This window comes from Streptomyces sp. NPDC023573 (genome assembly GCF_055559735.1).
The window spans coordinates 25,598-47,804 of record NZ_JBVHKB010000016.1 but is presented as its reverse complement, the minus strand read 5'-3'; the positions used below and the strand labels follow the sequence as shown (position 1 = coordinate 47,804).

21 protein-coding genes and 1 pseudogene are annotated in these 22,207 nt (G+C 71.5%); 16 read left to right on the top strand and 6 right to left on the bottom strand.

Features of this window, described 5'->3' with window-relative positions:
* Positions 1-5: 5 nt before the first annotated feature.
* The gene (locus tag ACZ32T_RS34220; RefSeq protein WP_356715874.1) at positions 6-137 is read right to left on the bottom strand and encodes an LPFR motif small protein; all 132 of its coding nucleotides are present in this window, start codon (positions 135-137) and stop codon (positions 6-8) included.
* 67 nt (positions 138-204) lie between these two features.
* Positions 205-1,068: an SCO6745 family protein gene (locus tag ACZ32T_RS34215; RefSeq protein ID WP_467371310.1), complete on the bottom strand. Its 864-nt coding sequence runs from the start codon at positions 1,066-1,068 to the stop codon at positions 205-207.
* Positions 1,069-1,191: 123 nt separating this feature from the next.
* On the opposite strand from ACZ32T_RS34215, the pseudogene ACZ32T_RS34210 reads away from it, so the two are divergent.
* Both ACZ32T_RS34210 and ACZ32T_RS34205 read left to right on the top strand, forming a co-directional pair.
* Positions 1,192-2,146, top strand: a pseudogene (locus ACZ32T_RS34210) (GlxA family transcriptional regulator).
* Positions 2,147-2,184: 38 nt separating this feature from the next.
* Positions 2,185-2,820: a DJ-1/PfpI family protein gene (locus ACZ32T_RS34205; protein WP_467371308.1), complete on the top strand. Its 636-nt coding sequence runs from the start codon at positions 2,185-2,187 to the stop codon at positions 2,818-2,820.
* Here the strand turns inward: ACZ32T_RS34205 and ACZ32T_RS34200 are convergent.
* Positions 2,807-3,607 (bottom strand): enoyl-CoA hydratase/isomerase family protein, encoded by an 801-nt coding sequence (locus ACZ32T_RS34200; protein ID WP_467371305.1) that lies wholly within the window; start codon positions 3,605-3,607, stop codon positions 2,807-2,809. The genes ACZ32T_RS34205 and ACZ32T_RS34200 overlap by 14 nt on opposite strands.
* Positions 3,608-3,872: 265 nt before the next feature.
* Here ACZ32T_RS34200 and ACZ32T_RS34195 point away from each other — a divergent pair, with 265 nt between their 5' ends.
* A complete protein-coding gene (locus ACZ32T_RS34195; protein ID WP_401632155.1) occupies positions 3,873-4,328 on the top strand; it encodes an ATP-binding protein in 456 nt (151 codons plus the stop codon).
* 24 nt (positions 4,329-4,352) lie between these two features.
* On the opposite strand, the gene idi is transcribed toward ACZ32T_RS34195, so the two are convergent.
* The 3 genes from idi to galE all read right to left on the bottom strand — a co-directional run bounded on the left by idi (position 4,353) and on the right by galE (position 7,252).
* Positions 4,353-4,946, bottom strand: coding sequence for an isopentenyl-diphosphate Delta-isomerase (gene idi / locus ACZ32T_RS34190; protein WP_467273413.1), 594 nt, complete (start codon positions 4,944-4,946; stop codon positions 4,353-4,355).
* Positions 4,947-5,142: 196 nt separating this feature from the next.
* Entirely contained in the window at positions 5,143-6,084 is a 942-nt protein-coding gene (locus ACZ32T_RS34185; protein WP_467371303.1) for a cation diffusion facilitator family transporter, read from the bottom strand.
* A 181-nt stretch (positions 6,085-6,265) separates the two neighbouring features.
* On the bottom strand, positions 6,266-7,252 hold the full coding sequence (gene galE / locus ACZ32T_RS34180) for a UDP-glucose 4-epimerase GalE (RefSeq protein WP_467371301.1): 987 nt from the start codon (positions 7,250-7,252) through the stop codon (positions 6,266-6,268).
* A 309-nt stretch (positions 7,253-7,561) separates the two neighbouring features.
* On the opposite strand from galE, the gene ACZ32T_RS34175 reads away from it, so the two are divergent.
* The 13 genes from ACZ32T_RS34175 to ACZ32T_RS34115 all read left to right on the top strand — a co-directional run bounded on the left by ACZ32T_RS34175 (position 7,562) and on the right by ACZ32T_RS34115 (position 22,203).
* On the top strand, positions 7,562-9,316 hold the full coding sequence (locus ACZ32T_RS34175) for a DUF5941 domain-containing protein (protein WP_467371299.1): 1,755 nt from the start codon (positions 7,562-7,564) through the stop codon (positions 9,314-9,316).
* The gene (locus ACZ32T_RS34170) at positions 9,313-10,050 is read left to right on the top strand and encodes a phosphocholine cytidylyltransferase family protein (RefSeq protein ID WP_467371297.1); all 738 of its coding nucleotides are present in this window, start codon (positions 9,313-9,315) and stop codon (positions 10,048-10,050) included. Before ACZ32T_RS34175 ends, ACZ32T_RS34170 begins: the two co-directional genes overlap by 4 nt.
* Positions 10,038-11,099: an iron-containing alcohol dehydrogenase family protein gene (locus tag ACZ32T_RS34165; protein ID WP_467371295.1), complete on the top strand. Its 1,062-nt coding sequence runs from the start codon at positions 10,038-10,040 to the stop codon at positions 11,097-11,099. The genes ACZ32T_RS34170 and ACZ32T_RS34165 overlap by 13 nt, the downstream gene beginning before the upstream one ends.
* Positions 11,077-11,856 (top strand): CDP-alcohol phosphatidyltransferase family protein, encoded by a 780-nt coding sequence (locus ACZ32T_RS34160; protein ID WP_467273419.1) that lies wholly within the window; start codon positions 11,077-11,079, stop codon positions 11,854-11,856. Before ACZ32T_RS34165 ends, ACZ32T_RS34160 begins: the two co-directional genes overlap by 23 nt.
* 8 nt (positions 11,857-11,864) lie before the next feature.
* Entirely contained in the window at positions 11,865-12,737 is an 873-nt protein-coding gene (locus ACZ32T_RS34155) for a glycosyltransferase family 2 protein (protein ID WP_467273434.1), read from the top strand.
* 108 nt (positions 12,738-12,845) lie between these two features.
* Positions 12,846-13,775 carry an ABC transporter permease gene (locus ACZ32T_RS34150; protein ID WP_467273420.1) on the top strand — a complete coding sequence of 310 codons (930 nt, stop codon included), beginning with the start codon at positions 12,846-12,848 and terminating at the stop codon, positions 13,773-13,775.
* Positions 13,768-14,553 carry an ABC transporter ATP-binding protein gene (locus ACZ32T_RS34145; protein WP_467273421.1) on the top strand — a complete coding sequence of 262 codons (786 nt, stop codon included), beginning with the start codon at positions 13,768-13,770 and terminating at the stop codon, positions 14,551-14,553. Before ACZ32T_RS34150 ends, ACZ32T_RS34145 begins: the two co-directional genes overlap by 8 nt.
* A 424-nt stretch (positions 14,554-14,977) precedes the next feature.
* On the top strand, positions 14,978-15,895 hold the full coding sequence (gene hpnC, locus ACZ32T_RS34140; RefSeq protein ID WP_467273422.1) for a squalene synthase HpnC: 918 nt from the start codon (positions 14,978-14,980) through the stop codon (positions 15,893-15,895).
* Between the two features lie 29 nt (positions 15,896-15,924).
* On the top strand, positions 15,925-16,845 hold the full coding sequence (gene hpnD, locus ACZ32T_RS34135) for a presqualene diphosphate synthase HpnD (RefSeq protein WP_356715844.1): 921 nt from the start codon (positions 15,925-15,927) through the stop codon (positions 16,843-16,845).
* Between the two features lie 88 nt (positions 16,846-16,933).
* A complete protein-coding gene (hpnE, locus tag ACZ32T_RS34130; RefSeq protein ID WP_467371293.1) occupies positions 16,934-18,322 on the top strand; it encodes a hydroxysqualene dehydroxylase HpnE in 1,389 nt (462 codons plus the stop codon).
* Positions 18,319-19,422, top strand: coding sequence for a polyprenyl synthetase family protein (locus ACZ32T_RS34125; protein WP_398966268.1), 1,104 nt, complete (start codon positions 18,319-18,321; stop codon positions 19,420-19,422). Before hpnE ends, ACZ32T_RS34125 begins: the two co-directional genes overlap by 4 nt.
* Positions 19,423-19,526: 104 nt before the next feature.
* Complete coding sequence (gene shc, locus ACZ32T_RS34120) at positions 19,527-21,539, top strand: squalene--hopene cyclase (RefSeq protein WP_467371291.1); 2,013 nt, start codon at positions 19,527-19,529, stop codon at positions 21,537-21,539.
* 4 nt (positions 21,540-21,543) lie between these two features.
* On the top strand, positions 21,544-22,203 hold the full coding sequence (locus ACZ32T_RS34115; protein ID WP_467371289.1) for a phosphorylase family protein: 660 nt from the start codon (positions 21,544-21,546) through the stop codon (positions 22,201-22,203).
* The last annotated feature ends 4 nt before the right edge of the window (positions 22,204-22,207 follow it).

The window sequence follows — 22,207 nt, the reverse complement described above, 5'->3', positions numbered from 1 at the left end:
TCCGGTCAGGCCCGCCGGGTCCTGCCGCTGCGCGACGCGCCGCCGAAGAGGCTCGCCAGGAGCCGGAAGGGCAGGGTCACCACGGTGGCAATGGCCGAGCCGACGGTACTCAGAGCGTTTGCGATCGCACGGAACACGGTGTGCCTCCTTCGTAGGGTGTGTCCTGCGCCTGGCCGGTTCTCCGCGTCGTAAACGTGTACGGGCTCAGCCCTTGCCGACCAGATCGTCCGGGAACGCGCCCGCCGAGGCGGCGGCGAACAGGAATCCCCGGCCCAGCTCGGTGAGCCGCTCCACACCGTCGGCGCCCAGGTGCTCGTACGGCGCGGCGTCCATCCGGTCCGTCGCCTCCTCCAGGTCCGCCCTGAGCGCGGTGCCCGCCTCGGTCAGCTCGCCCGCCGCGTCCAGAACGCCCCGGCCGCGCAGCCGCTCCACCGCCGCGTCCCAGTCGGCGCGCCGCCACCCGCGGGTGGCGAGGACCCAGCGCGGCGCCATGCCCTTGCCCGTGGCGGTGTGGCTCACCAGAGCCTCGACGGGGTCGAGACCGGCCGTCAGGAGCGCGGCCAGGTGCCCGTCGCCCCGGTGCTCGCGCAGCAGCGTCGCCGCGTGCCAGTAGGCCAGGTGCGGCTGCTCCGGCACCTCCAGATCCGCGTGCGCGGCGTACAGCGGCCGGGCGTGGCGGGTACAGGCCTCGGCGGCCGTGAGGGCCAGGCGGGCCGCCTCCGCCATCTCCGGGGACGCGAGGGTCTCCTCGCCGAGCACCCGGCGCAGGGTCGAGTCGGCGGCCCGCAGACGGGCGTCCAGTGCCGCCCGGGGGGTGATGTCCGACCAGACGGCCGGCAGGTGTCGGGCCACCAGCTCGTGGTTGAAGTTGTAGAAGGTCGCGGTGACCGCACCCGCCCCGGCCGCACCCAGGGCCGCGCCGCGCGCGGCGAGGTAGACCCGGCTCACGTCGTCGACGCCGAGCTCCCCGAACTCCTTGCCGAGGTCGGGGGAGAAGTAGACACAGGAGTGCAGCGGATTGAGCGCGTTGTGGCAGCGGCGTCCGGCACGTGGCGGAAGAGTACTCATGCCCGCACGTTACCGACTGGTTGGTACGTGGAACAGGGGTGGGGCGGCCGTGAGGCACTCGTGGCAGGAAAGGTGGGGAACTCGTCATTGCGGCCATCGCTCCGTCCACCCAGGATGAAGGGCATGAAGCAGCGATCCGTACTCGTCGTCCTCTTCGAGGGCGTGCAGAGCCTCGATGTGAGCGGCCCGATGGAGGTCTTCGCCGGCGCCTCCCGCTTCCCCGGCGTCGCCTACGACCTGCGGACCGCCTCGCTCGACGGAGCGCCGGTCCGCTGCTCCAGCGGCCTCACGCTCGTCCCCGACGGCAGGCTCACGGACGCCCCGGCACCCGATCTGCTCCTCGTGCCGGGAGGCGCGGGCACGAGGACACCCGCCCCCGAGCTGGTCGAGTGGATCCGCACCCACGGCCCCCGGGCCCGGCAGCTGGTGTCGGTGTGCACCGGCGCGCTCCTCCTCGCCGAGGCCGGCCAGCTCGACGGGCACCGGGTGACCACCCACTGGTCCGTCTGCGAGGCGCTCGCCAGGGCGTACCCGGCTGTGCGCGTGGACCCGGACCCGATCTTCGTACGCGACGGACGGCTGGCGACCTCGGCCGGCGTCACCGCCGGCATCGACCTCGCGCTCGCCCTGGTCGAGGAGGAACACGGACGGGACGTGGCGCTCACCGTCGCCCGCCATCTCGTCGTGTTCCTGCGGCGCCCCGGCAACCAGGCGCAGTTCAGCGCCCAGCTCACCGCACAGACCGCCGTACGCGAACCCCTCCGTGAGCTCCAGCACTGGATCTCCGAGCACCCGGACGCCGACCTCTCGGTGGAGGCACTCGCGGAACGCGCGCGGCTCTCCCCCCGCCACTTCGCCCGCGCCTTCCAGGCCGAGACGGGTCTCACCCCCGGCCGGTACGTCGAGCGCGTACGCCTCGAACAGGCCCGCCGGCTGCTGGAGGACACGACCGACGGCGTCACCGGGATCTCCCGGGCCAGTGGTTACGGCACCCGAGGCGATGCGGCGCGCCTTCGTCAAGGCCCTCGGGACCGCGCCCGCCGAATACCGGCGCCGCTTCCGGTCCCAGCCCGCCTGAAAGCCCCGGCCACCACAGCACCGACGTGAGGAACACCCGTGCGGATCGCCATCGTCCTCTTCGACCGCTTCACCGCGCTGGACGCGGTGGGCCCGTACGAGATGCTCAGCCGGGCCCCCGGTGCCGAGCCCGTCTTCGTCGCCGAGCGGCCAGGACCCGTGCGCAACGACAGGGGCAGCCTCTCGCTCGTCGCCGACCGGGCTCTCGCCGACGTGCCCGCACCCGACGTGGTGCTCATGCCGGGAGGGCCCGGCCAGAGCGACCAGATGGAGAACGAGACGCTGCTCGACTGGCTGCGGACGGCGGACGCCACCAGCACCTGGACGACCTCGGTCTGCACGGGCTCCCTGCTGCTCGCCGCCGCCGGGCTGCTCACCGGCCGGCGCGCCACCTCGCACTGGCTGGCCCTGGACGTCCTGAAGGGCTTCGGCGCCGAGCCGACGGACGAGCGGGTGGTGATCGACGGGAAGTACGTCACCGCCGCCGGTGTCTCCTCCGGCATCGACATGGGTCTGACCCTGCTCGGCAGGATCGCGGGTGACGACCACGCCCGGACCGTCCAGCTGCTGACCGAGTACGACCCCCAGCCGCCCTACGACTGCGGTTCGCCGGCGAAGGCTCCGGCGGCCATGGTCGAGGAGTGGCGGGCGAAGAGCCGCTTCATCCGGACGTAGGCGCGGCGCCGGCATCCCCCGTCGTCCAGGTGAAGCGGGGGGTGCGGCGCTCCAGGAAGGCGGCGACCCCCTCGGCGGTGTCGCCGCTGCCGCGTGCCTGCCGCGCCCAGTGCGCGTCCCGGTCCTCGCGACCGTCGGCGAACTCCTTCGCGGCGGCCTGGGTCAGCTGCGAACGCGACGCGAGGACCCGCGCGAACGCGGAGACGCGGGCCGCCAGCCCGCCCTCCGGAAGGACCTCGTCCACCAGCCCCGTGCGCAGGGCCCGCTCCGTCCCGATCAGCTCCCCGGAGAACAGCAGGAACTTCGCGGTGGCGGGGCCGACCAGCGCGACCAGCCGGCGCGTGGACGAGGAGGGATAGACGATCCCCAGCTTGGCCGGGGTGACACCGAAGGAGGCGCCCTCCTCGGCGAACCGCAGGTCGCAGGCGGCCGCCAGCTGGCTGCCGCCGCCCACGCAGTATCCGCGCACGGAGGCCAGCGTGGGCCGGGGGAAGGCCGCCAGGGCCTCCTCCGCCCGGACGGCCAGCGACTGCGGCCGCCCGCCGGGGTCCTGGAGGGAGGCGATGTCCGCACCCGCGCAGAAGGTGTCACCGGCGCCGGTGAGCACGAGGACCCGCACACCGGGGTCGGCGGCCAGCCCTTCCAGCAGCACGGGCAGCGTCTGCCACATGTCCGCGCTCATGGCGTTGCGCTTGGCGGGGTTGCTGATGACGACGGTTGCGACGCCGTCCACGACCGTGTGCTCCAGTCGCGGCTCCGTCCGAACCGCCTGCTCCCTGAGGTCCATGCGCCGGATGCTATCCGTACGGCCCGAACCGGTGAGCCGGCCGCTCCCGGCAGCGGCGGGCGAGGGGGCGCCGGTCCGGTGACGGACCAGATGATGCTCGAAGAGGGCGAGAAGTAGTCCAATCACCTGACGCTGTCATACTCACCCGGTCAAATTGCTCCCAGAAGTGACCACTTGTGGTCAGTGCCGCAGTCCGGACCACGCTCTTCCCGAGACTCGTTACTCGATAGTCAGTGACATGCGAATCGAGAGCGGGTGGCGGTCCATGGAGAGCCGTGGGAGTGTTCCGGCCCATCCCGTGTCGTACGAGGGGGTGTGGCGCTTCACCGCCCCCGCCGTCGACGTCTCGGTACCACAGGCGCGGCACGCCGTCCGGGACCTCCTCGACCGGCAGGGCGTGCCCGTCGAGGACGACATCCTCCAGGGGCTGCTGCTGATCGTGTCGGAACTGGTCACCAACGCGGTCCGGCACGCGGCGCTGCTCTCGCCCGAGCTGGCCGTCGAGGTCGCCATCGGCGCGGAATGGATCCGGGTCTCCGTCGAGGACAACCACCCCTACCGTCCCACGGCGCTGGTCACCGACTACGCGCAGACCGGCGGCCGCGGACTGCTCCTGGTCCGTGAGATCACCGCCGAGGCGGGTGGCACCTGCGACGTGGAGCACACCGCGGGGGGCGGCAAGATCATCTGGGCGGCGCTGCCCCTGAAGACGCAGCTCTGACCGCCCCCGGCGGTGCGGGCGGCCTCACCAGCCCGCGGACGGTCCCGTCAGCTCCCTGACCGCGGGCCGCGCGGCATCCAGCACGGTCATGAACCACGCCGAGAACGGCGCGGCGGCGTGCCGCTCCGCGAGCTCACCGGCGGTCACGAAGGCCGTCTCACCGACCTCCTCCTCGTCCGGCCGCAGGCGCTCCTGCACCAGGCCGACGAAGAGGTGGTTGAATTCCTGCTCGACCAGGCCGGACGCCGGATCGGGATGGTTGTAGCGGACCGTGCCCGCCGCGGCGAGCAGCGAGGGCGAGACCCCCAGCTCCTCGTACGTGCGCCGGGCGGCCGCCGCGAACGGTGCCTCGCCCGGGTAAGGGTGGCCGCAGCAGGTGTTCGACCACACTCCGGGGGAGTGGTACTTGCCGAGCGCCCGGCGCTGCAGCAGCAGCCGCCCCTGCTCGTCGAAGAGGAAGACGGAGAACGCCCGGTGGAGCTGGCCGGGGGCCTGGTGCGCGGCGAGCTTCTCCGCGGTGCCGATGGTGGTGCCGTTCTCGTCGACCAGTTCGAGCATGATCGCGTCTGCTGTGCCGTTCGACGAGCTGTTCGCCGCGGTTGCTGGTGTGGTCGGCATACCCATCCTTCGCTTTGGTTCCCCGCCTCGTGCGCCGGGCCCCTCGAGTGCGGTCAAGTCTGCCGTACAAAAGCCGCTTGTCCGCACTTCGGGTGCTGGCATGTCCGTCCCGCCGCGCGGGAGGGGCGCGGCGGGACGGACAGGGCGTCAGGTCCAGGCGGGAACCCTTGGGTGAGAGGGCTCCGGCCCACGGCTCTCAGTGGCAGAGCCGCGCCTCGTGCTCCTGGTGCCCGCTGGGCTCCAGCTGGAAGGTGCAGTGCTCGACGTCGAAGTGGCTGCCGAGGCAGCTCTGGAGTTCGTGCAGGAGCTTCTCGTGACCGATCGAGTCCAGCATCTCCTGGTGCACCACCACATGGGCGGAGAGGACGGGCATGCCCGAGGTGATCGTCCAGGCGTGCAGGTCATGGACGTCCAGCACGCCGGGAAGGGCCGTGATGTGGGCGCGCACCTCGTCCATGTCGACCCCCTTGGGCGCCGACTCCAGCAGTACGTCGAGCGTCTCCCTCAGCAGCTTCACCGTACGGGGGACGATCATCAGGCCGATCAGCAGCGAGGCGATGGGGTCGGCGGCCTGCCAGCCGGTGGCCATGATGACGCCCGCCGCCACCAGCACCGTCACCGAGCCCAGCGTGTCGGCGACGACCTCCAGGTAGGCCCCCCGCACGTTGAGGCTGTCCCGCTGCCCGCGCATGAGCAGGGACAGGGAGACGATGTTGGCGACCAGACCGACGGCGGCGAACGCGATGGCCAGGCCGCCCCGGGTCTCGGCCGGGGTGATGAAGCGCTCGACCGCCTCGAAGACCAGATATCCGCCGACGCCGAGCAGCAGCAGACAGTTGGCCAGCGCTGCCAGGATCTCGGCGCGGGCGAAGCCGAAGGTGCGATTGGGACCCGCGGGCCGGTTGGCGAAGTGGATGGCCAGCAGGGCCATGCCCAGTCCCACCGCGTCGGTGGCCATATGGGCCGCGTCCGCGATCAGGGCGAGGGAGTCCGCGAGCAGCCCGCCGACGATCTCCATGACCATGACGCCGAGCGTGATGCCCAGGGCGACCCGGAGGCGGCCCCGGTACGCGGCGGCGGCCGTCCCCGTGGGGGGCGGCCCTCCGTGCGTGTGCCCGTGATCGTGGCCAGCCCCCATGTGAACGCCTCCGTACAGCCGTCGTGTCCCTCGGACACGTCCGACGCGCCTCGCCGATGCGGCCAGTGAACTACGGGGGCGGGGTAGGGGGCAACACGGCACTGAACACCGTTGTCATGTGCTCTGACCTGCGGAAACGATCGCAGGTCAGCGTGTTGCCGGAGCTCTGCTCCTCACTCCCTCACTGCGCTGCGCGGGCCTCGGGGTGGTGGAGGCACCAGCCCTCCCAGGCCGACTCCACCATCTCGCGCACGTCCCGGCGGGCCGTCCAGCCCAGCTCCTCGGTCATCCTGGCGGCCGAAGCGACCGCCCGGGCCGCGTCCCCGGGCCTGCGCGGCTCGACCACCGGCTCCGTGCGCAGGCCGGTGACCTCGCCCACCAGCTCGGCGAGCCGGCGTACGGACACGCCCTCACCGCGGCCGATGTTCACCGTGAGGTCACCGCCGTCCGAGGTCGTGTCCAGGTGCCTGGCGACCGCGAGGTGCGCCTCCGCCAGATCGGCGACATGGACGTAGTCGCGTACACAGGTGCCGTCCGGCGTCGGATAGTCGTCACCGAAGACCCGCGGCGCCTCGCCCCGCGTCAGCCGGTCGAAGAACATCGGTACGACGTTGAAGACCCCCGTGTCGGACAGTCCGGGCTCGGCGGACCCCGCCACGTTGAAGTAGCGCAGGCAGGCCGTCGAGATGCCGTGGGCCCGCCCCGTCGCGCGCACCAGCCACTCCCCGGCGAGCTTGGTCTCGCCGTACGGATTGATCGGCGCGCACGGCGTCTCCTCCGTGATGAGATCCACGTCCGGGACGCCGTACACCGCCGCGGACGAGGAGAGGAGGAAGCGCGGCACCCCTGCCGCGACCACGGCCTCCAGCAGCACCCCGAGCCCGGCCACGTTCTCCCGGTAGTAGAGCAGCGGCTTCTCGACGGACTCGCCGACCTGCTTCCTCGCCGCGAGATGCACCACACCCGTGACCGCGTGTTCCGCCAGGACCCTGTCGAGGAGCCCGCGGTCCGAGGCCGAGCCCCGCACCAGCACGACGTCCGCGGGCAGCCGCGCCTCGATGCCCGTCGAGAGGTCGTCGAGCACGAGGACCTCTTCCCCGGCCCGCTTCATGGCCTTCACCACATGTGCCCCGATGTAACCGGCTCCGCCAGTGATCAACCACGTCATGCACGTCAGCTTATGCGTTCGCCCGACGCGGTTTGTGGGGCGAGGCCTTGATCGACGATGATGATCGCGAACGGCGCCGCATCATGGCCGATTCGGCCGAACGGACCACGAACGGGCGGTGAACTCGGTCTTCCGTTCATCCGATAGCCTCAGCCGACGCGCCACCGGCCCACCTCCGGGCCGCAGGTGTCCGCGCGCCGTTCCCGTTTCAGTGCCAAGGAGTGAGTTCGTCTGTCGACCGCCATCCTCACCGGTGCGCCGGTACCCGGATCGTCGCTCGAGGACGATCTGCGGTCACTCGGCTTCGACGTGACTGCCGCAGCCGACGCCTCCGAGGCCGCCGACCTGCTCGCCGCAGTCCCCGCGAGCAGGCGCGTCGCGCTCGTGGACCCCCGTTTCGTCGGCCATGTCCACGCGCTCAGGCTCGGACTCACCGACCCCCGCTTCGCCGCCGCGTCGATCCCCGGAGCGCTCACCGCGCAGCCCGAGGCCCGCCCGGCGCTGCTCCGCGCCCTGCAGCGGGCCGTGGCCGCCGTCGGCGCGGGAAGCCCCGTCGCGCCACCCGGCCTCGAACCGGTCGCCGAGGACCGCACCGTGCCCGGACGGCTGGCCGTCGCGCTGGACGCGGAGGGCACCGCGGTACAGCGCCCCGAGCTCGGCTCCCTCACCGCCGCCGTGCCCACCGGGCCCGAGGAGCGGAGCACCGCGCAGGCCGCCGTTTCCGCCGTCGACGACGAAGCCGTACGGCTGCGCAGCGCGGTCAAGGCCCACGACGGCTTCTTCACCACGTTCTTCATCAGCCCGTACTCCCGCTACATCGCCCGCTGGTGCGCCCGCCGGGGTCTCACCCCGAACCAGGTCACCACCGCCTCGCTGATCACCGCGCTCATCGCGGCCGGCAGTGCGGCGACCGGCACCCGCGGCGGCTATGTCGCGGCCGGAGTGCTCCTGCTCTTCTCCTTCGTCCTGGACTGCACCGACGGGCAGCTGGCGCGCTACTCGCTCCAGTACTCGACGATGGGCGCCTGGCTGGACGCCACCTTCGACCGGGCCAAGGAGTACGCGTACTACGCGGGTCTCGCCCTCGGCGCCGCCCGGGGCGGCGACGACGTATGGGTCCTCGCGCTCGGCGCGATGGTGCTCCAGGCCTGCCGCCATGTCGTCGACTTCTCGTTCAACGAGGCCAACCACGACGCGGTCTCCAACACGAGTCCCACCGCCGCGCTCTCCGACAAGCTCGACAGCGTCGGCTGGACGGTCTGGCTGCGCCGGATGATAGTGCTGCCCATCGGCGAACGCTGGGCCATGATCGCCGTGCTCACCGCCGTGACCACACCCCGGATCGTCTTCTACGCGCTGCTCATCGGCTGTGCCCTGGCCGCCTGCTACACCACCGCGGGGCGGCTGCTGCGCTCCCTGACCCGCAAGGCCCGGCGCACCGACCGCGCCGCCCGCGCCCTGGCCGAGCTGGCCGACTCCGGCCCGGTCGCCCAGGCCGTCGCCGCCGCGCTCCGGCGCCCGGGCGGCGGCTTCACGGCCCCGCTCCTGGCGTTCGCCGGGGCGCTGGTCATGGTCGCCGCGGCGCTGTTCGCCCCCTACGGCGGCTGGCTGACCGTGGGCGCCGCCGCGGTGTACGCGGCCCTCTCGGGACTGGCCGTCTCCCGGCCGCTCAAGGGCGCGCTCGACTGGCTCGTCCCCCCGCTCTTCCGGGCCGCCGAATACTGCACGATCCTGGTGCTGGCCGCCCGCAGTGACGTACCGCACGCCGTTCCCGCGGCATTCGGCCTGGTTTCGGCCGTCGCCTACCATCACTACGACACGGTGTACCGCATCCGGGGCGGCACCGGAGCGCCGCCCCAGTGGCTGGTGCGCACCATCGGCGGGCACGAGGGCCGGACCCTGGTCGTGGCCGTACTCGCCGCCGTACTGACCTCCGGTTCAGGTTTCACCACGGCTCTGACCGCGCTCGCGGCCGCCGTGGCTCTGGTGGTGCTCGTGGAGTCCATCCGCTTCTGGGTGTCCTCCTCGGCCCCCGCCGTACACGACGAAGGAGAACTCGCATGATCGGCCTCGTACTGGCTGCAGGTGCCGGACGCCGTCTGCGTCCCTACACGGACACGCTGCCCAAGGCCCTGGTTCCGGTGGACGGCGAGAAGACGGTCCTGGACCTGACACTGGCCAACTTCGCCGAGGTCGGACTCACCGAGGTCGCCGTCGTCGTCGGTTACCGCAAGGAGGCGGTCTACGCCCGCAAGGCCGAGTTCGAGGCGAAGTACGGCGTGACGCTGACCCTCATCGACAACGACAAGGCCGAGGAGTGGAACAACGCCTACTCCCTCTGGTGCGCGCGTGAGGTCCTGAAGAAGGGCGTCATCCTCGCCAACGGCGACACCGTGCACCCGGTCTCCGTCGAGAAGACCCTCCTGGACGCACGCGGCAAGGGCCAGAAGATCATCCTCGCCCTCGACACGGTGAAGAGCCTCGCCGACGAGGAGATGAAGGTCATCACCGAGGACGGCAAGGGCGTCCGCCGGATCACCAAGCTGATGGACCCGGCCACCGCGACCGGTGAGTACATCGGCGTGACGCTGATCGAGCCCGAGGCGGCCGAGGAGCTCGCCGACGCGCTGCGGACCACCTTCGAGCACGACCCCGACCTCTACTACGAGGACGGCTACCAGGAGCTCGTGAACCGCGGGTTCACCGTCGACGTCGCGCCCATCGGCGAGGTGACCTGGGTGGAGATCGACAACCATGACGATCTCGCCAGGGGCAGGGAGATCGCGTGCCGGTACTGACCCGCCTCATCCCGTCCCCGGTCGTCGTCGACATCCGGCGCGGCGCGATGGACGATCTGGCCGGTCTCCTCGCCGACCAGCGGATCTCCGCCTCGGGCAAGCTCGCCATCGCGATCAGCGGAGGCTCCGGACGAGCCCTGCGCGAGAGGCTCGCCCCGGTGCTGCCGGGCGCCGACTGGTACCCCGTCGCCGACGGCACGATCGACTCCGCGGTGCGGCTGGCCGACGGCATCAAGGGCAACCGCTACGACGCCGTGGTCGGCCTCGGCGGTGGAAAGATCATCGACGTGGCGAAGTACGCCGCGGCGCGCGTGGGCATGCCCATGGTCGCCGTCGCGACGAACCTCTCCCACGACGGGCTCTGTTCCCCGGTCGCGACCCTGGACAACGACAACGGACGGGGCTCCTACGGGGTCCCCACCCCGATCGCCGTCGTCATCGATCTCGACGTGATCCGCGAGGCGCCCGCACGCTATGTGCGCTCGGGCATCGGCGACGCGGTCTCCAACATCTCGTGCGTCGCGGACTGGGAGCTCGCCCACGAGGTGCGCGGCGAGGACATCGACGGCCTCGCGGCCGCCATGGCCCGCCAGGCGGGCGAGGCGGTCCTGCGCCACCCCGGCGGGATCGGCGACGACGCCTTCCTCAAGGTGCTGGCCGAAGGCCTCGTCCTGACCGGCATCTCGATGTCGATCGCGGGGGACTCGCGTCCCGCCTCGGGCGGATGCCACGAGATCAACCACGCCTTCGACCTGCTGTACCCGAAGCGCGCGGCCAGCCACGGCGAGCAGGTCGGCCTCGGCGCCTGCTTCGCGATGCACCTGCGGGGCGCGCACGAGGAGTCGCTGCTCATGGCGTCCGTACTGCGGCGCCACGGGCTGCCGGTGCTGCCCGACGAGATCGGCTTCACCCCCGAAGAATTCGTGCGGGCCGTGGACTACGCCCCGCAGACGCGCCCGGGACGCTTCACGATCCTGGAGCACCTCAACTTTTCCACCGACCAGATCAGGGACGCGTACGCCGACTATGCAAAAGCCATCCATAGCTGAACTCCGTCCGGTCGTGCACCCTCCGGGCGTGAAGGACCGGCGCAGTGGCGAGCACTGGGCGGGTCGGCTCTACATGCGCGAGATCTCCCTGCGCATCGACCGGCACATCGTCAACACCAGGATCACGCCCAACCAGCTGACCTACGTGATGACCGTCGCCGGCGTGCTGGCGGCGCCCGCCCTGCTGATCCCGGGCATCCCCGGGGCCCTGCTCGGCGTGCTCGCGGTCCAGCTCTACCTGCTGTTCGACTGCGTCGACGGCGAGGTGGCCCGCTGGAAGAAGCAGTACTCACTGGGCGGGGTCTACCTGGACCGGGTGGCCGCCTATCTGTGTGACGCGGCGGTGCTCGTCGGCTTCGGCCTGCGCGCCGCGGACCTGTGGGGCCCCGGACGCATCGACTGGCTGTGGGCCTTCCTCGGCACGCTGGCCGCGCTGGGCGCCATCCTGATCAAGGCGGAGACCGACCTCGTCGGCGTCGCCCGCCACCAGGGCGGGCTGCCGCCCGTCAAGGAGGCCGCGTCCGAGCCGCGCTCCTCCGGCATGGCGTTCGCCCGACGGGCCGCCGGCGCGCTCAAGTTCCACCGGCTGATCCTCGGTATCGAGGCGTCGCTGGTCATCCTGGTCGTCGCCGTCCTCGACACGGTCAGGGACGACCTGTTCTTCAGCCGCCTCGCGGTCGCCGTGCTGGCCGGCATCGCCCTTCTCCAGACCGTCCTGCACCTGGTGTCGATCCTGGCGTCCAGCAGGCTGAAGTGAGCTCACCCATGAAACTCGGCGCGGTCATCATCACCATGGGCAACCGCCCCGAAGAACTGCGCGCCCTTCTCGATTCGGTCGCCGAGCAGGACGGCGACCGGATCGAGGTGGTCGTCGTCGGCAACGGCGCCCCGGTCCCCGACGTCCCCCCGGGCGTACGGACCGTCGAGCTGCCCGAGAATCTGGGGATCCCCGGCGGCCGCAACGTCGGCATCGAGGCGTTCGGCCCGTCCGGAGCCGATGTGGACGCCCTGCTCTTCCTCGACGACGACGGGTATCTGCCGAACCCCGACACCGCCGAGCTCTGCCGCCAGGCGTTCCAGGCGGACCCGAAGCTCGGAATCGTCACCTTCCGCATCGCGGACCCCGACACCGGCGTCACCCAGCGACGGCACGTGCCGAGGCTGCGGGCCTCGGATCCGATGCGCTCCTCCCGCGTCACGACGTTCCTCGGCGGCGCGAACGCCGTGCGGAGCCAGGTGATCGCGGAGGCGGGCCCCCTCCCCGCCGAGTTCTTCTACGCGCACGAGGAGACCGACCTCGCGTGGCGGGCCCTGGACGCCGGCTGGATGATCGAGTACCGCTCGGACATGGTGCTGAACCACCCCACGACCGCTCCCTCGCGTCACGCTGTCTACCACCGCATGGTGGCACGCAACCGCGTCTGGCTCGCCCGCCGCAACCTGCCCGCACCGCTGGTCCCCCTCTACGTCGGGGTCTGGCTGCTCCTCACGCTGGTCCGCAGGCCCTCCCTGCCCGCCCTCAAGGCATGGTTCGGGGGCTTCCGGGAGGGCTGGACCCAGCCCTGCGGACCCCGGCGCCCCATGAGGTGGCGTACGGTATGGCGGCTGACCAGGCTGGGCCGGCCACCGGTGATCTGAGAGGCTCTCCTCTGAGACCATGAACCGTATTCATCCAGTACGGGGAACCTGTCCGCCTAGGCCGCGCCCGCGACCGGCTGCGCATTGTGAAGACGAGAGTTCTTAACTGTGAGTGACACGACCCATGACGGCGGGATTGCGCTGAGCAGCCCGCCGTCCGCCGACGAGGGACTGAGCGCGTCCCAGCTGGCCGACAAGTACGGCTTGACGGTAAGCGGCGCCCGGCCAGGGCTGTTCGCGTACATCCGGCAGCTCTGGGGCCGTCGGCATTTCATCCTGGCGTTCTCGAGGGCGAAGCTGACCGCGCAGTACAGCCAGGCCAAGCTCGGCCAGCTGTGGCAGGTCGCCACGCCGCTGCTGAACGCCCTGGTCTACTTCCTGATCTTCGGGCTGATCCTGGGCACCCGGAAGGGGATGACCCAGGAGGTCTTCATCCCGTTCCTGGTGACGGGTGTCTTCGTCTTCACGTTCACCCAGAGCTCGGTCATGGCGGGGGTGCGCTCCATCTCCGGCAACCTCGGCCTGGTCAGGGCGCTGCACTTCCCCCGGGCGTCGCTGCCCGTCTCGTTCTCGCTGCAACAGCTCCAGCAGTTGCTGTACTCGATGATCGTGCTGATCGCCGTGGCGGTGGGCTTCGGCAGCTATCCGGCGCTCTCGTGGCTGCTCGTCATCCCGGCGCTGGCCATGCAGTTCCTCTTCAACACCGGCCTGGCGCTCGTGATGGCACGGCTGGGCAGCAAGACACCGGACCTCGCCCAGCTGATGCCGTTCGTGATGCGTACCTGGATGTACGCCTCGGGCGTCATGTTCTCGATTCCCGTGATGCTGGCGGACAAGCCGCAGTGGATCGCCGACGTACTGCAGTACAACCCGGCGGCCGTCTACATGGACCTGGTCCGCTTCGCACTGATCGACGGCTACGGCTCGGAGAACCTGCCGCAGCACGTCTGGGCCGTCGGGCTCGCCTGGGCGCTCGTGGTGGGCGTCGTGGGCTTCGTGTACTTCTGGAAGGCAGAGGAACGGTACGGCCGTGGCTGAGGAAAAGTCCCAGGGACACATCCCCACCGTGATCGCGGACGACGTGCACATCGTGTACAGGGTCAACGGCACGGGTGGCGGCAAGGGGAGCGCCACCGCCGCGCTGAGCCGGATCATGCGCCGTGGCAAGGGCGAACCGCGCGGCGTGCGCAAGGTGCACGCCGTGCGGGGCGTCTCCTTCACCGCCTACCGGGGCCAGGCCATCGGCCTCATCGGCACCAACGGTTCCGGCAAGTCCACCCTGCTGCGGGCCATCGCCGGCCTGCTGCCGACGGAGCACGGCAAGGTGTACACCGACGGGCAGCCGTCGCTGCTCGGTGTCAACGCGGCCCTGATGAGCGATCTGACCGGTGAGCGCAACGTCGTGCTCGGCGGCCTCGCCATGGGCATGAGCCGCGAGGAGATCCGCGCGCGGTATGCGGACATCGTGGACTTCTCCGGGATCAACGAGAAGGGCGACTTCATCACGCTGCCCATGCGGACGTACTCGTCCGGCATGGCGGCCAGGCTGCGCTTCTCCATCGCGGCCGCGAAGAACCACGACGTCCTCATGATCGACGAGGCGCTGGCCACCGGTGACCGGAAGTTCCGGGTCCGTTCCGAGGAGCGGATCCGCGAGCTGCGCAAGGAGGCCGGCACCGTCTTCCTGGTCAGCCACAACAACAAGACCATCAGGGACACCTGCGACCGGGTCCTGTGGCTGGAGAAGGGCGAGCTCCTGATGGACGGCCCCACCGAAGAGGTGCTGAAGGCCTACGAGCGGGAGACGGGCAAGTAGACCCGTCGCGTCGTGCGGCCCCCGCCGGAGCGCCTCGGCGGGGGCCGTACGGTGTGCGGGCCCGCGCGGGCGGACCTGCGGGGGCGGTAGGCGCCCGGGTGGATCTCCTCCCGGCGGATGACGTCAACTGCTCAGGATCCGGGGAAGGTTGACGGCGGCCGATGCGTTGCACGAAGGCGTGCTGCACCCCGGCGCGGTCCTGTGAGCTGTACAACGTAAGCTGTAACGGTGCTGATTCGCGGCTATGTGGGGTGATACGCCCCCGCGCATCGCCCGTTCTGTGCGTGTCGCACTCGGCCGGACGAGCGGCGTGTCCGAAAAGGGATGTTTTGGGTCAGCAGTGTAGAACGGGAGATATGACGGCAATGATGGAAAATCTCCAGCTCCGACGTGGTTTCGCCGTCCCCGCGTCGGGCGGTACGCAGTGACTCGTACCCAGCGGGCGCGCGCCGACGCCGCCACCGCCACGCTCGACAAGGCCGCCGGCGAGAACTTCCCCGTGGCCCCCTTCTTCCTGCCCCGCGCATGGCGCGACGACCTGATGGCGGTCTACGGATTCGCCCGCCTCGTCGACGACATCGGTGACGGCGACCTGGCTCCCGGCGGCGCCGACGCCCGCCACCTCGGCCTCGAACCCGGACAGGCCGAGGACCGCCTCGCCGTCCTGGACGCACTCGAAGCCGATCTGTACCGCGTCTTCGGGTCCACAGGCGACGGCCCGCACCACCCCCTGATGCGCGCCCTGCGCCCCACCGTGCGGCGCTGCGCGCTCACCCCCGAGCCCTTCCTCGGGCTCGTCGAGGCGAACCGGCAGGACCAGAAGGTCCGCCGCTACGGGAGCTACGAGGACCTGCTGGCCTACTGCGAGCTCTCCGCCAACCCCGTCGGCCGCCTCGTCCTGCAGATCACCGGCACCGCGAGCCCCGAGAGGATCCGCCGCTCCGACGCCGTCTGCACCGCGCTGCAGATCGCCGAGCACCTCCAGGACGTCGCCGAGGACCTCGGCCGCGACCGGATCTATCTGCCCGCCGAGGACATGGCCCGCTTCCATGTCGGCGAACGCGACCTCGCGGCACCGTCCGCGGGCGCGGCTGTGCGCACGCTGATCGCGTTCGAGGCGGAGCGCGCCCGTGACCTGCTGGACGAGGGGCTCCCGCTGGTGGGCAGCGTCCACGGCCGGCTCAAGCTGCTGCTCGCCGGATTCGTCGGCGGAGGACGCGCCGCCCTGGATGCGGTCGCCGCCGCCGGTTTCGACGTACTGCCCGGACCGCCCAAACCCACCGCGCCCAGACTGCTGCGCGAAGTGGGAGACGTCCTGCGAAGAGCGCACAGAGAGGGGTGAACCGGACCGTGGAGGGACAGACGACGTACATGTCGGCACCGGTACAGGCCGCGTACAGCTACTGCGAGGCCGTGACCGGACAGCAGGCCCGCAACTTCGCGTACGGCATCCGACTGCTGCCGTACGAGAAGCGGCAGGCCATGTCGGCGTTGTACGCCTTCTCCCGTCGGGTCGACGACATCGGCGACGGCGAACTGGACGCGGAGACGAAGCGCACCCGGCTGGAGGACACCCGGGGACTGCTCGTCCGGATCCGGGACAACGCGGTCGACGAGGACGACACCGACCCGGTCGCGGTCGCCCTGGCCGACGCCGCGCACCGGTTCCCGCTGCCGCTCGGCGGTCTCGACGAGCTCATCGACGGCGTACTGATGGACGTGCGCGGGGCGACGTACGAGACCTGGGACGACCTCAAGGCGTACTGCCGGTGCGTCGCGGGTGCCATCGGGCGGCTCAGCCTGGGCGTCTTCGGGGCGGAGGCGGGCGCGCCCGGTGCCGAACGGGCCTCGGAGTACGCCGACACCCTCGGTCTCGCGCTCCAGCTCACCAACATCCTGCGCGACGTCCGCGAGGACGCCGGCAACGGGCGTACGTACCTCCCCGCCGACGACCTCGCGAAGTTCGGCTGTTCCGCCGGCTTCCACCGGGCCACCCCGCCCCCCGGGTCCGACTTCGCCGGGCTGGTGCACTTCGAGGTCCGGCGTGCCCGTGCGCTGTTCGCCGAGGGCTACCGGCTGCTGCCGATGCTGGACCGGCGCAGTGGTGCCTGTGTGGCCGCCATGGCCGGCATCTACCGCCGGCTCCTCGACCGGATCGAACGCGATCCCGAGGCGGTCCTGCGCGGCAGGGTCTCGCTGCCCGGCCATGAGAAGGCGTACGTTGCGGTGCGCGGCCTGTCGGGTCTCGACGCGCGTTACATCTCACGCCGGACGGCGAGGGGGAGGGTCTGATGACGGGTCCGGTCCGGGTCCGGGGACGGGCAACCCCAAGGCGTCGCGGTGCGTCCCTGTCTGCGACTGTACGGCGAAGGGAGCAGGCATGACCGGCCGGAACCCCCGGTCCTCCCGGGCAGTGGTCGTCGGCGGCGGACTCGCGGGCGTCACCTCGGCGCTGCGTCTCGCCGACGCGGGGCTTGACGTGACCCTGCTCGAAGGCCGGCCCCGGCTCGGCGGTCTCGCCTTCTCCTTCCGGCGCGGCGACCTGTCCGTCGACAACGGCCAGCACGTCTACCTCCGCTGCTGCACGGGCTACCGCTGGTTCCTGGACCGGATCGAAGGGGCCCACCTCGCCCCGCTGCAGGACCGCCTCGACGTGCCCGTACTCGACGTGGGCCGGCCCGCAGGACCGCGCCTGGGACGGTTGCGCCGCACCGGGCTGCCCGTGCCGCTGCACCTCGCCGGCGGGCTGGCCGCCTATCCGCACCTCTCGCTCGCGGAGAAGGCGGGCGTCGCCCGCGCCGCACTGGCGCTGGGCCGTCTCGACCCCGCCGACCCCGCGCTCGACGGCATCGACTTCGCGACCTGGCTGCGCCGGCAGGGACAGTCGCAGCGCACCATCGAGGCCCTCTGGGACCTCGTCGGCGTCGCCACGCTCAACGCCACCGCGCCGAACGCCTCCATGGCGCTGGCCGCCATGGTCTTCAAGACGGGGCTCCTCTCCGAGCCGGGCGCCGCCGACATCGGCTGGGCGGCCGTGCCGCTCGGGGACCTCCACGACACCCTCGCCCGCAAGGCGCTCGAGTCGGCGGGCGTCGAGATCCATGTGCGCACCCGGGCCGGCTCCCTCACCCGTGTTGAGGACGGCCGCTGGGCCGTCGGGACCGACGGCGAACTCTTCGAGGCGGACACCGTCGTCCTCGCCGTGCCGCAGGGGGAGACCCACCGGCTGCTGCCCGACGGCGCGCTCGACGACCCCGGCCGGCTGCTCGGCCTGACCGACGCACCGATCCTCAACGTGCACGTCGTCTACGACCGCAAGGTGCTGCGCAGGCCTTTCTTCGCCGCCCTCGGCTCACCCGTGCAGTGGGTCTTCGACCGCACGGCGTCCTCGGGACTCCAGGGCGCGGGACAGTACCTCGCGGTGTCCCAGTCCGCGGCGCAGGACGAGATCGACCTGCCCGTCGCCGAACTGCGCAAGCGGTACCTGCCCGAGCTGGAACGGCTCCTCCCGGCGGCGCGGGGAGCCGGGATCCGCGACTTCTTCGTCACCCGGGAACGCACCGCGACCTTCGCGCCCACGCCGGGCGTGGGTCGCCTGCGGCCGGGCACGCACACCCGCGTGCCCGGGCTGCACCTGGCGGGAGCATGGACCGCCACCGGCTGGCCCGCCACGATGGAGGGTGCCGTCCGCAGTGGTTCCATTGCCGCGGACGCCGCGCTCCAGGCCCTCGGCCGGCCACACGAACATCCGCTGCAGGAGGCGGCATGAGCAGTACCACCGGAACAAGAGGAGAGTCTGTGACCCCGGCGAATCCGGCTTACGACACCGTGGCGGACACCACGGACGTCACCGCGCTTCTGGAGCGCGGAAGGGCCCTGTCAGCGCCGGTGCTGCGAGCTGCCGTGGACCGGCTGGCGCCGCCCATGGACACCGTCGCGGCCTATCACTTCGGCTGGATCGATGCCCAGGGCAGGCCCGCCGACGGCGACGGAGGCAAGGCCGTGCGTCCCGCGCTGGCCCTGCTGTCCGCCGAAGCGGCGGGCGCCCCGGCGGAGGCCGGCATTCCCGGAGCCGTAGCTGTCGAACTCGTGCACAACTTCTCGCTGTTGCACGACGACCTGATGGACGGCGACGAGCAGCGCCGGCACCGTGACACCGTGTGGAAGGTGCACGGCCCCGCCCAGGCGATCCTCGTCGGCGACGCGCTCTTCGCGCTGGCCAACGAGATTCTGCTGGAGCTCGGCACCGTCGAGGCCGGCCGGGCCGCCCGCCGGCTGACCACGGCCAGCCGCAAGCTGATCGACGGTCAGGCCCAGGACATCTCCTACGAGCACCGCGAGCGGGTCACGGTCGAGGAGTGCCTGGAGATGGAGGGCAACAAGACGGGCGCCCTGCTCGCCTGCGCCGTCTCCATCGGCGCCGTGCTCGGCGGAGCCGACGACCGTACGGCCGACGTCCTGGAGGCGTACGGCTACCACCTCGGCCTCGCCTTCCAGGCGGTCGACGACCTGCTCGGGATCTGGGGCGACCCGGAGTCCACGGGCAAGCAGACGTGGAGCGATCTGCGCCAGCGCAAGAAGTCCCTGCCCGTCGTGGCCGCGCTCGCCGCGGGCGGACCCGCCTCGGAACGGCTGGGCGAACTGCTCGCCGCCGACGCGAAGAGCAACGACTTCGACAGCTTCTCCGAAGAGGAGTTCGCCGCCCGTGCGGCACTCATCGAGGAGGCGGGCGGCCGTGAGTGGACCGCCCAGGAAGCCCGCCGTCAGCACGCGGTAGCCATCGAGGCGCTGCACGGCGTCGACATGCCGGAACGAGTGCGGGCGCAGCTCACCGAGCTCGCCGACTTCGTGGTCGTACGAAAGAGATGATGACCATCCAGATATGACTCGCAGTCGCCGGCGGGCGCCCCACGGGGCGCCCGCCGACGGAGACCCCAGCACAGCAGAGGACCAAACTGCACGAAGGGGAAGCCATGACAGCGACGACCGACGGAAGCACCGGGGCCGCGAACCTCCGCGCGGCCTCGGCCAGCGATCCGACCGAATCGACCAACACCGCGGACGACATCCTGGCCGTCGCGCGACAGGCCGCGGAACGCTCGGTGGAGCACCTCCTCGGCAGGCAGGACGAACAGGGCTGGTGGAAGGGAGACCTCGCCACCAACGTCACCATGGACGCCGAGGACCTGCTGCTCCGTCAGTTCCTGGGCATCCAGGACCCGGACACCGTCAAGGCCGCCGCCCGCTTCATCCGGGGCGAGCAGATGGGCGACGGCACCTGGAACACCTTCTACGAGGGGCCGCCCGACCTCTCCGCCACCATCGAGGCGTACGTCGCGCTGAGGCTGGCCGGCGATCTGCCGGACGACCCCCACATGATCCGCGCGGCGGGCTGGGTCAGGGAGCAGGGGGGCATCGCGGAGTCCCGGGTCTTCACCCGGATCTGGCTCGCGCTCTTCGGCTGGTGGAAGTGGGACGACCTGCCCGAACTCCCGCCCGAGCTGATGTTCTTCCCGAAGTGGGTCCCGCTCAACATCTACGACTTCGGCTGCTGGGCCCGCCAGACCATCGTGCCGCTCACCATCGTGTCCGCGAAGCGGCCCGTGCGTCCCGCCCCGTTCGCCCTGGACGAGCTGCACACCGACCCGGCGTGCCCCCGGCCGCCCAAGCCCGCCGCTCCGGCCGCCAGTTGGGACGGAGTGTTCCAGCGGCTCGACCGGGCGCTGCACCTCTACCACAAGGTGGCCCCCCGCAGGCTGCGGCGCAGCGCCATGAACGCCGCCGCCCGCTGGATCATCGAACGCCAGGAGAACGACGGCTGCTGGGGTGGTATCCAGCCCCCCGCGGTCTACTCCGTCATCGCCCTGCACCTGCTCGGCTACGACCTCGACCATCCGGTGATGCGGGCCGGGCTCGAGTCGCTCGACCGGTTCACCGTGTGGCGTGAGGACGGCGCCCGCATGATCGAGGCCTGTCAGTCCCCGGTCTGGGACACCTGCCTCGCCACCATCGCCCTCGCCGACGCGGGGGTGAGCCCGGACCATCCGGCTCTCGTGAGAGCGGCCGACTGGATGCTCGGCGAGGAGATCGTGCGGCCCGGCGACTGGTCCGTACGCAAGCCCGAACTGGCCCCGGGCGGCTGGGCGTTCGAGTTCCACAACGACAACTACCCGGACATCGACGACACCGCCGAAGTCGTCCTGGCGCTGCGCCGTGTCCGCCACCCCGACCCCTCAAGGATCGAGGCGGCCATCGCACGCGGCGTGCGATGGAACCTCGGCATGCAGTCACGCAACGGTGCCTGGGGGGCCTTCGACGCGGACAACACGAGCCCGTTCCCCAACCGGCTTCCGTTCTGCGACTTCGGCGAGGTCATCGACCCCCCGTCGGCCGATGTCACCGGACACGTGGTGGAGATGCTCGCTGTCGAGGGACGGGCGCACGACCCCCGTACCCGGCGCGGCGTCGAGTGGCTCCTCGCCGAACAGGAGGCGACCGGCGCGTGGTTCGGGCGGTGGGGCGTCAACTACATCTACGGCACAGGCTCCGTGGTGCCCGCGCTCATCGCCGCCGGACTGCCGGCCGCCCATCCCTCGGTGCGGCGGGCCGTCGAATGGGTGAAGTCCGTCCAGAACGACGACGGAGGCTGGGGCGAGGACCTGCGGTCCTACCGTGAGGACAAGTGGATCGGCCACGGCACCTCGACCGCCTCCCAGACCGCGTGGGCGCTTCTCGCCCTCCTGGCCGCGGGAGAGCGGGAGAGCAGATCCGTGGAACGGGGCGTGGCCTGGCTGGCCGAGACCCAGCAGCCGGACGGGTCCTGGGACGAACCGCACTTCACCGGGACCGGTTTCCCGTGGGACTTCTCCATCAACTACCACCTGTACCGGCAGGTGTTCCCCCTCACCGCACTCGGCCGGTACGTCTACGGGGACCCCTTCGCCACCGCTGCCGGCATCGGCGCCGGCATCGGCAAGGGGGCCTGAGCCGATGGGGGCTCCACAGGAACCGCCCGGCCCCGCCACGCCGCTGCTGATCGCCTGCGCCCTCGGCATCGAGCGCTTCGCCCTGCGTACCGGAAGGAGGGGCGGAGCCCCGGGCCCCGGGCCCGTGAGCATCATCAGGTCCGGGATGGGCCCCAGGGCCGCGGAGAACGCCGTCCGGCTCGCCCTGGGACAGGACGGCGCACAAGGCGCCGCGGTCATCGCCTCCGGCTTCTGCGCCGGCCTGGAACCCGGCATGCACCCGGGCGATCTGGTGGTGGCCGAGGAGACCCGGGACCACGCCGGCACCACCCCCTGCACGGCCACCGGCCTCCTGGTCGACGCACTGGTCAGAGCGGCGCCCGGACGCACCGTCCACACGGGCCCGCTGAACGGCTCCGCGCATGTGGTCCGGGGGCCGGAGCGTGCCTCGCTCCGGGCCACCGGCGCCATCGCGGTGGACATGGAGTCCGCCGCCACCCTCCGCACCGCCGTACGGACGGGGCCACGCCCCGTTGCCGCCGTACGGGTGGTCGTGGACGCTCCGGAGCATGAGCTCGTCCGCATCGGCACGGTCCGCGGTGGAATATCGGCATTCCGTGTTCTTCGTGCTGTCCTTCCGGCTTTCCATGAATGGCACCGATCTTTGCTGCTCCCCAGGAGGTGAGCCC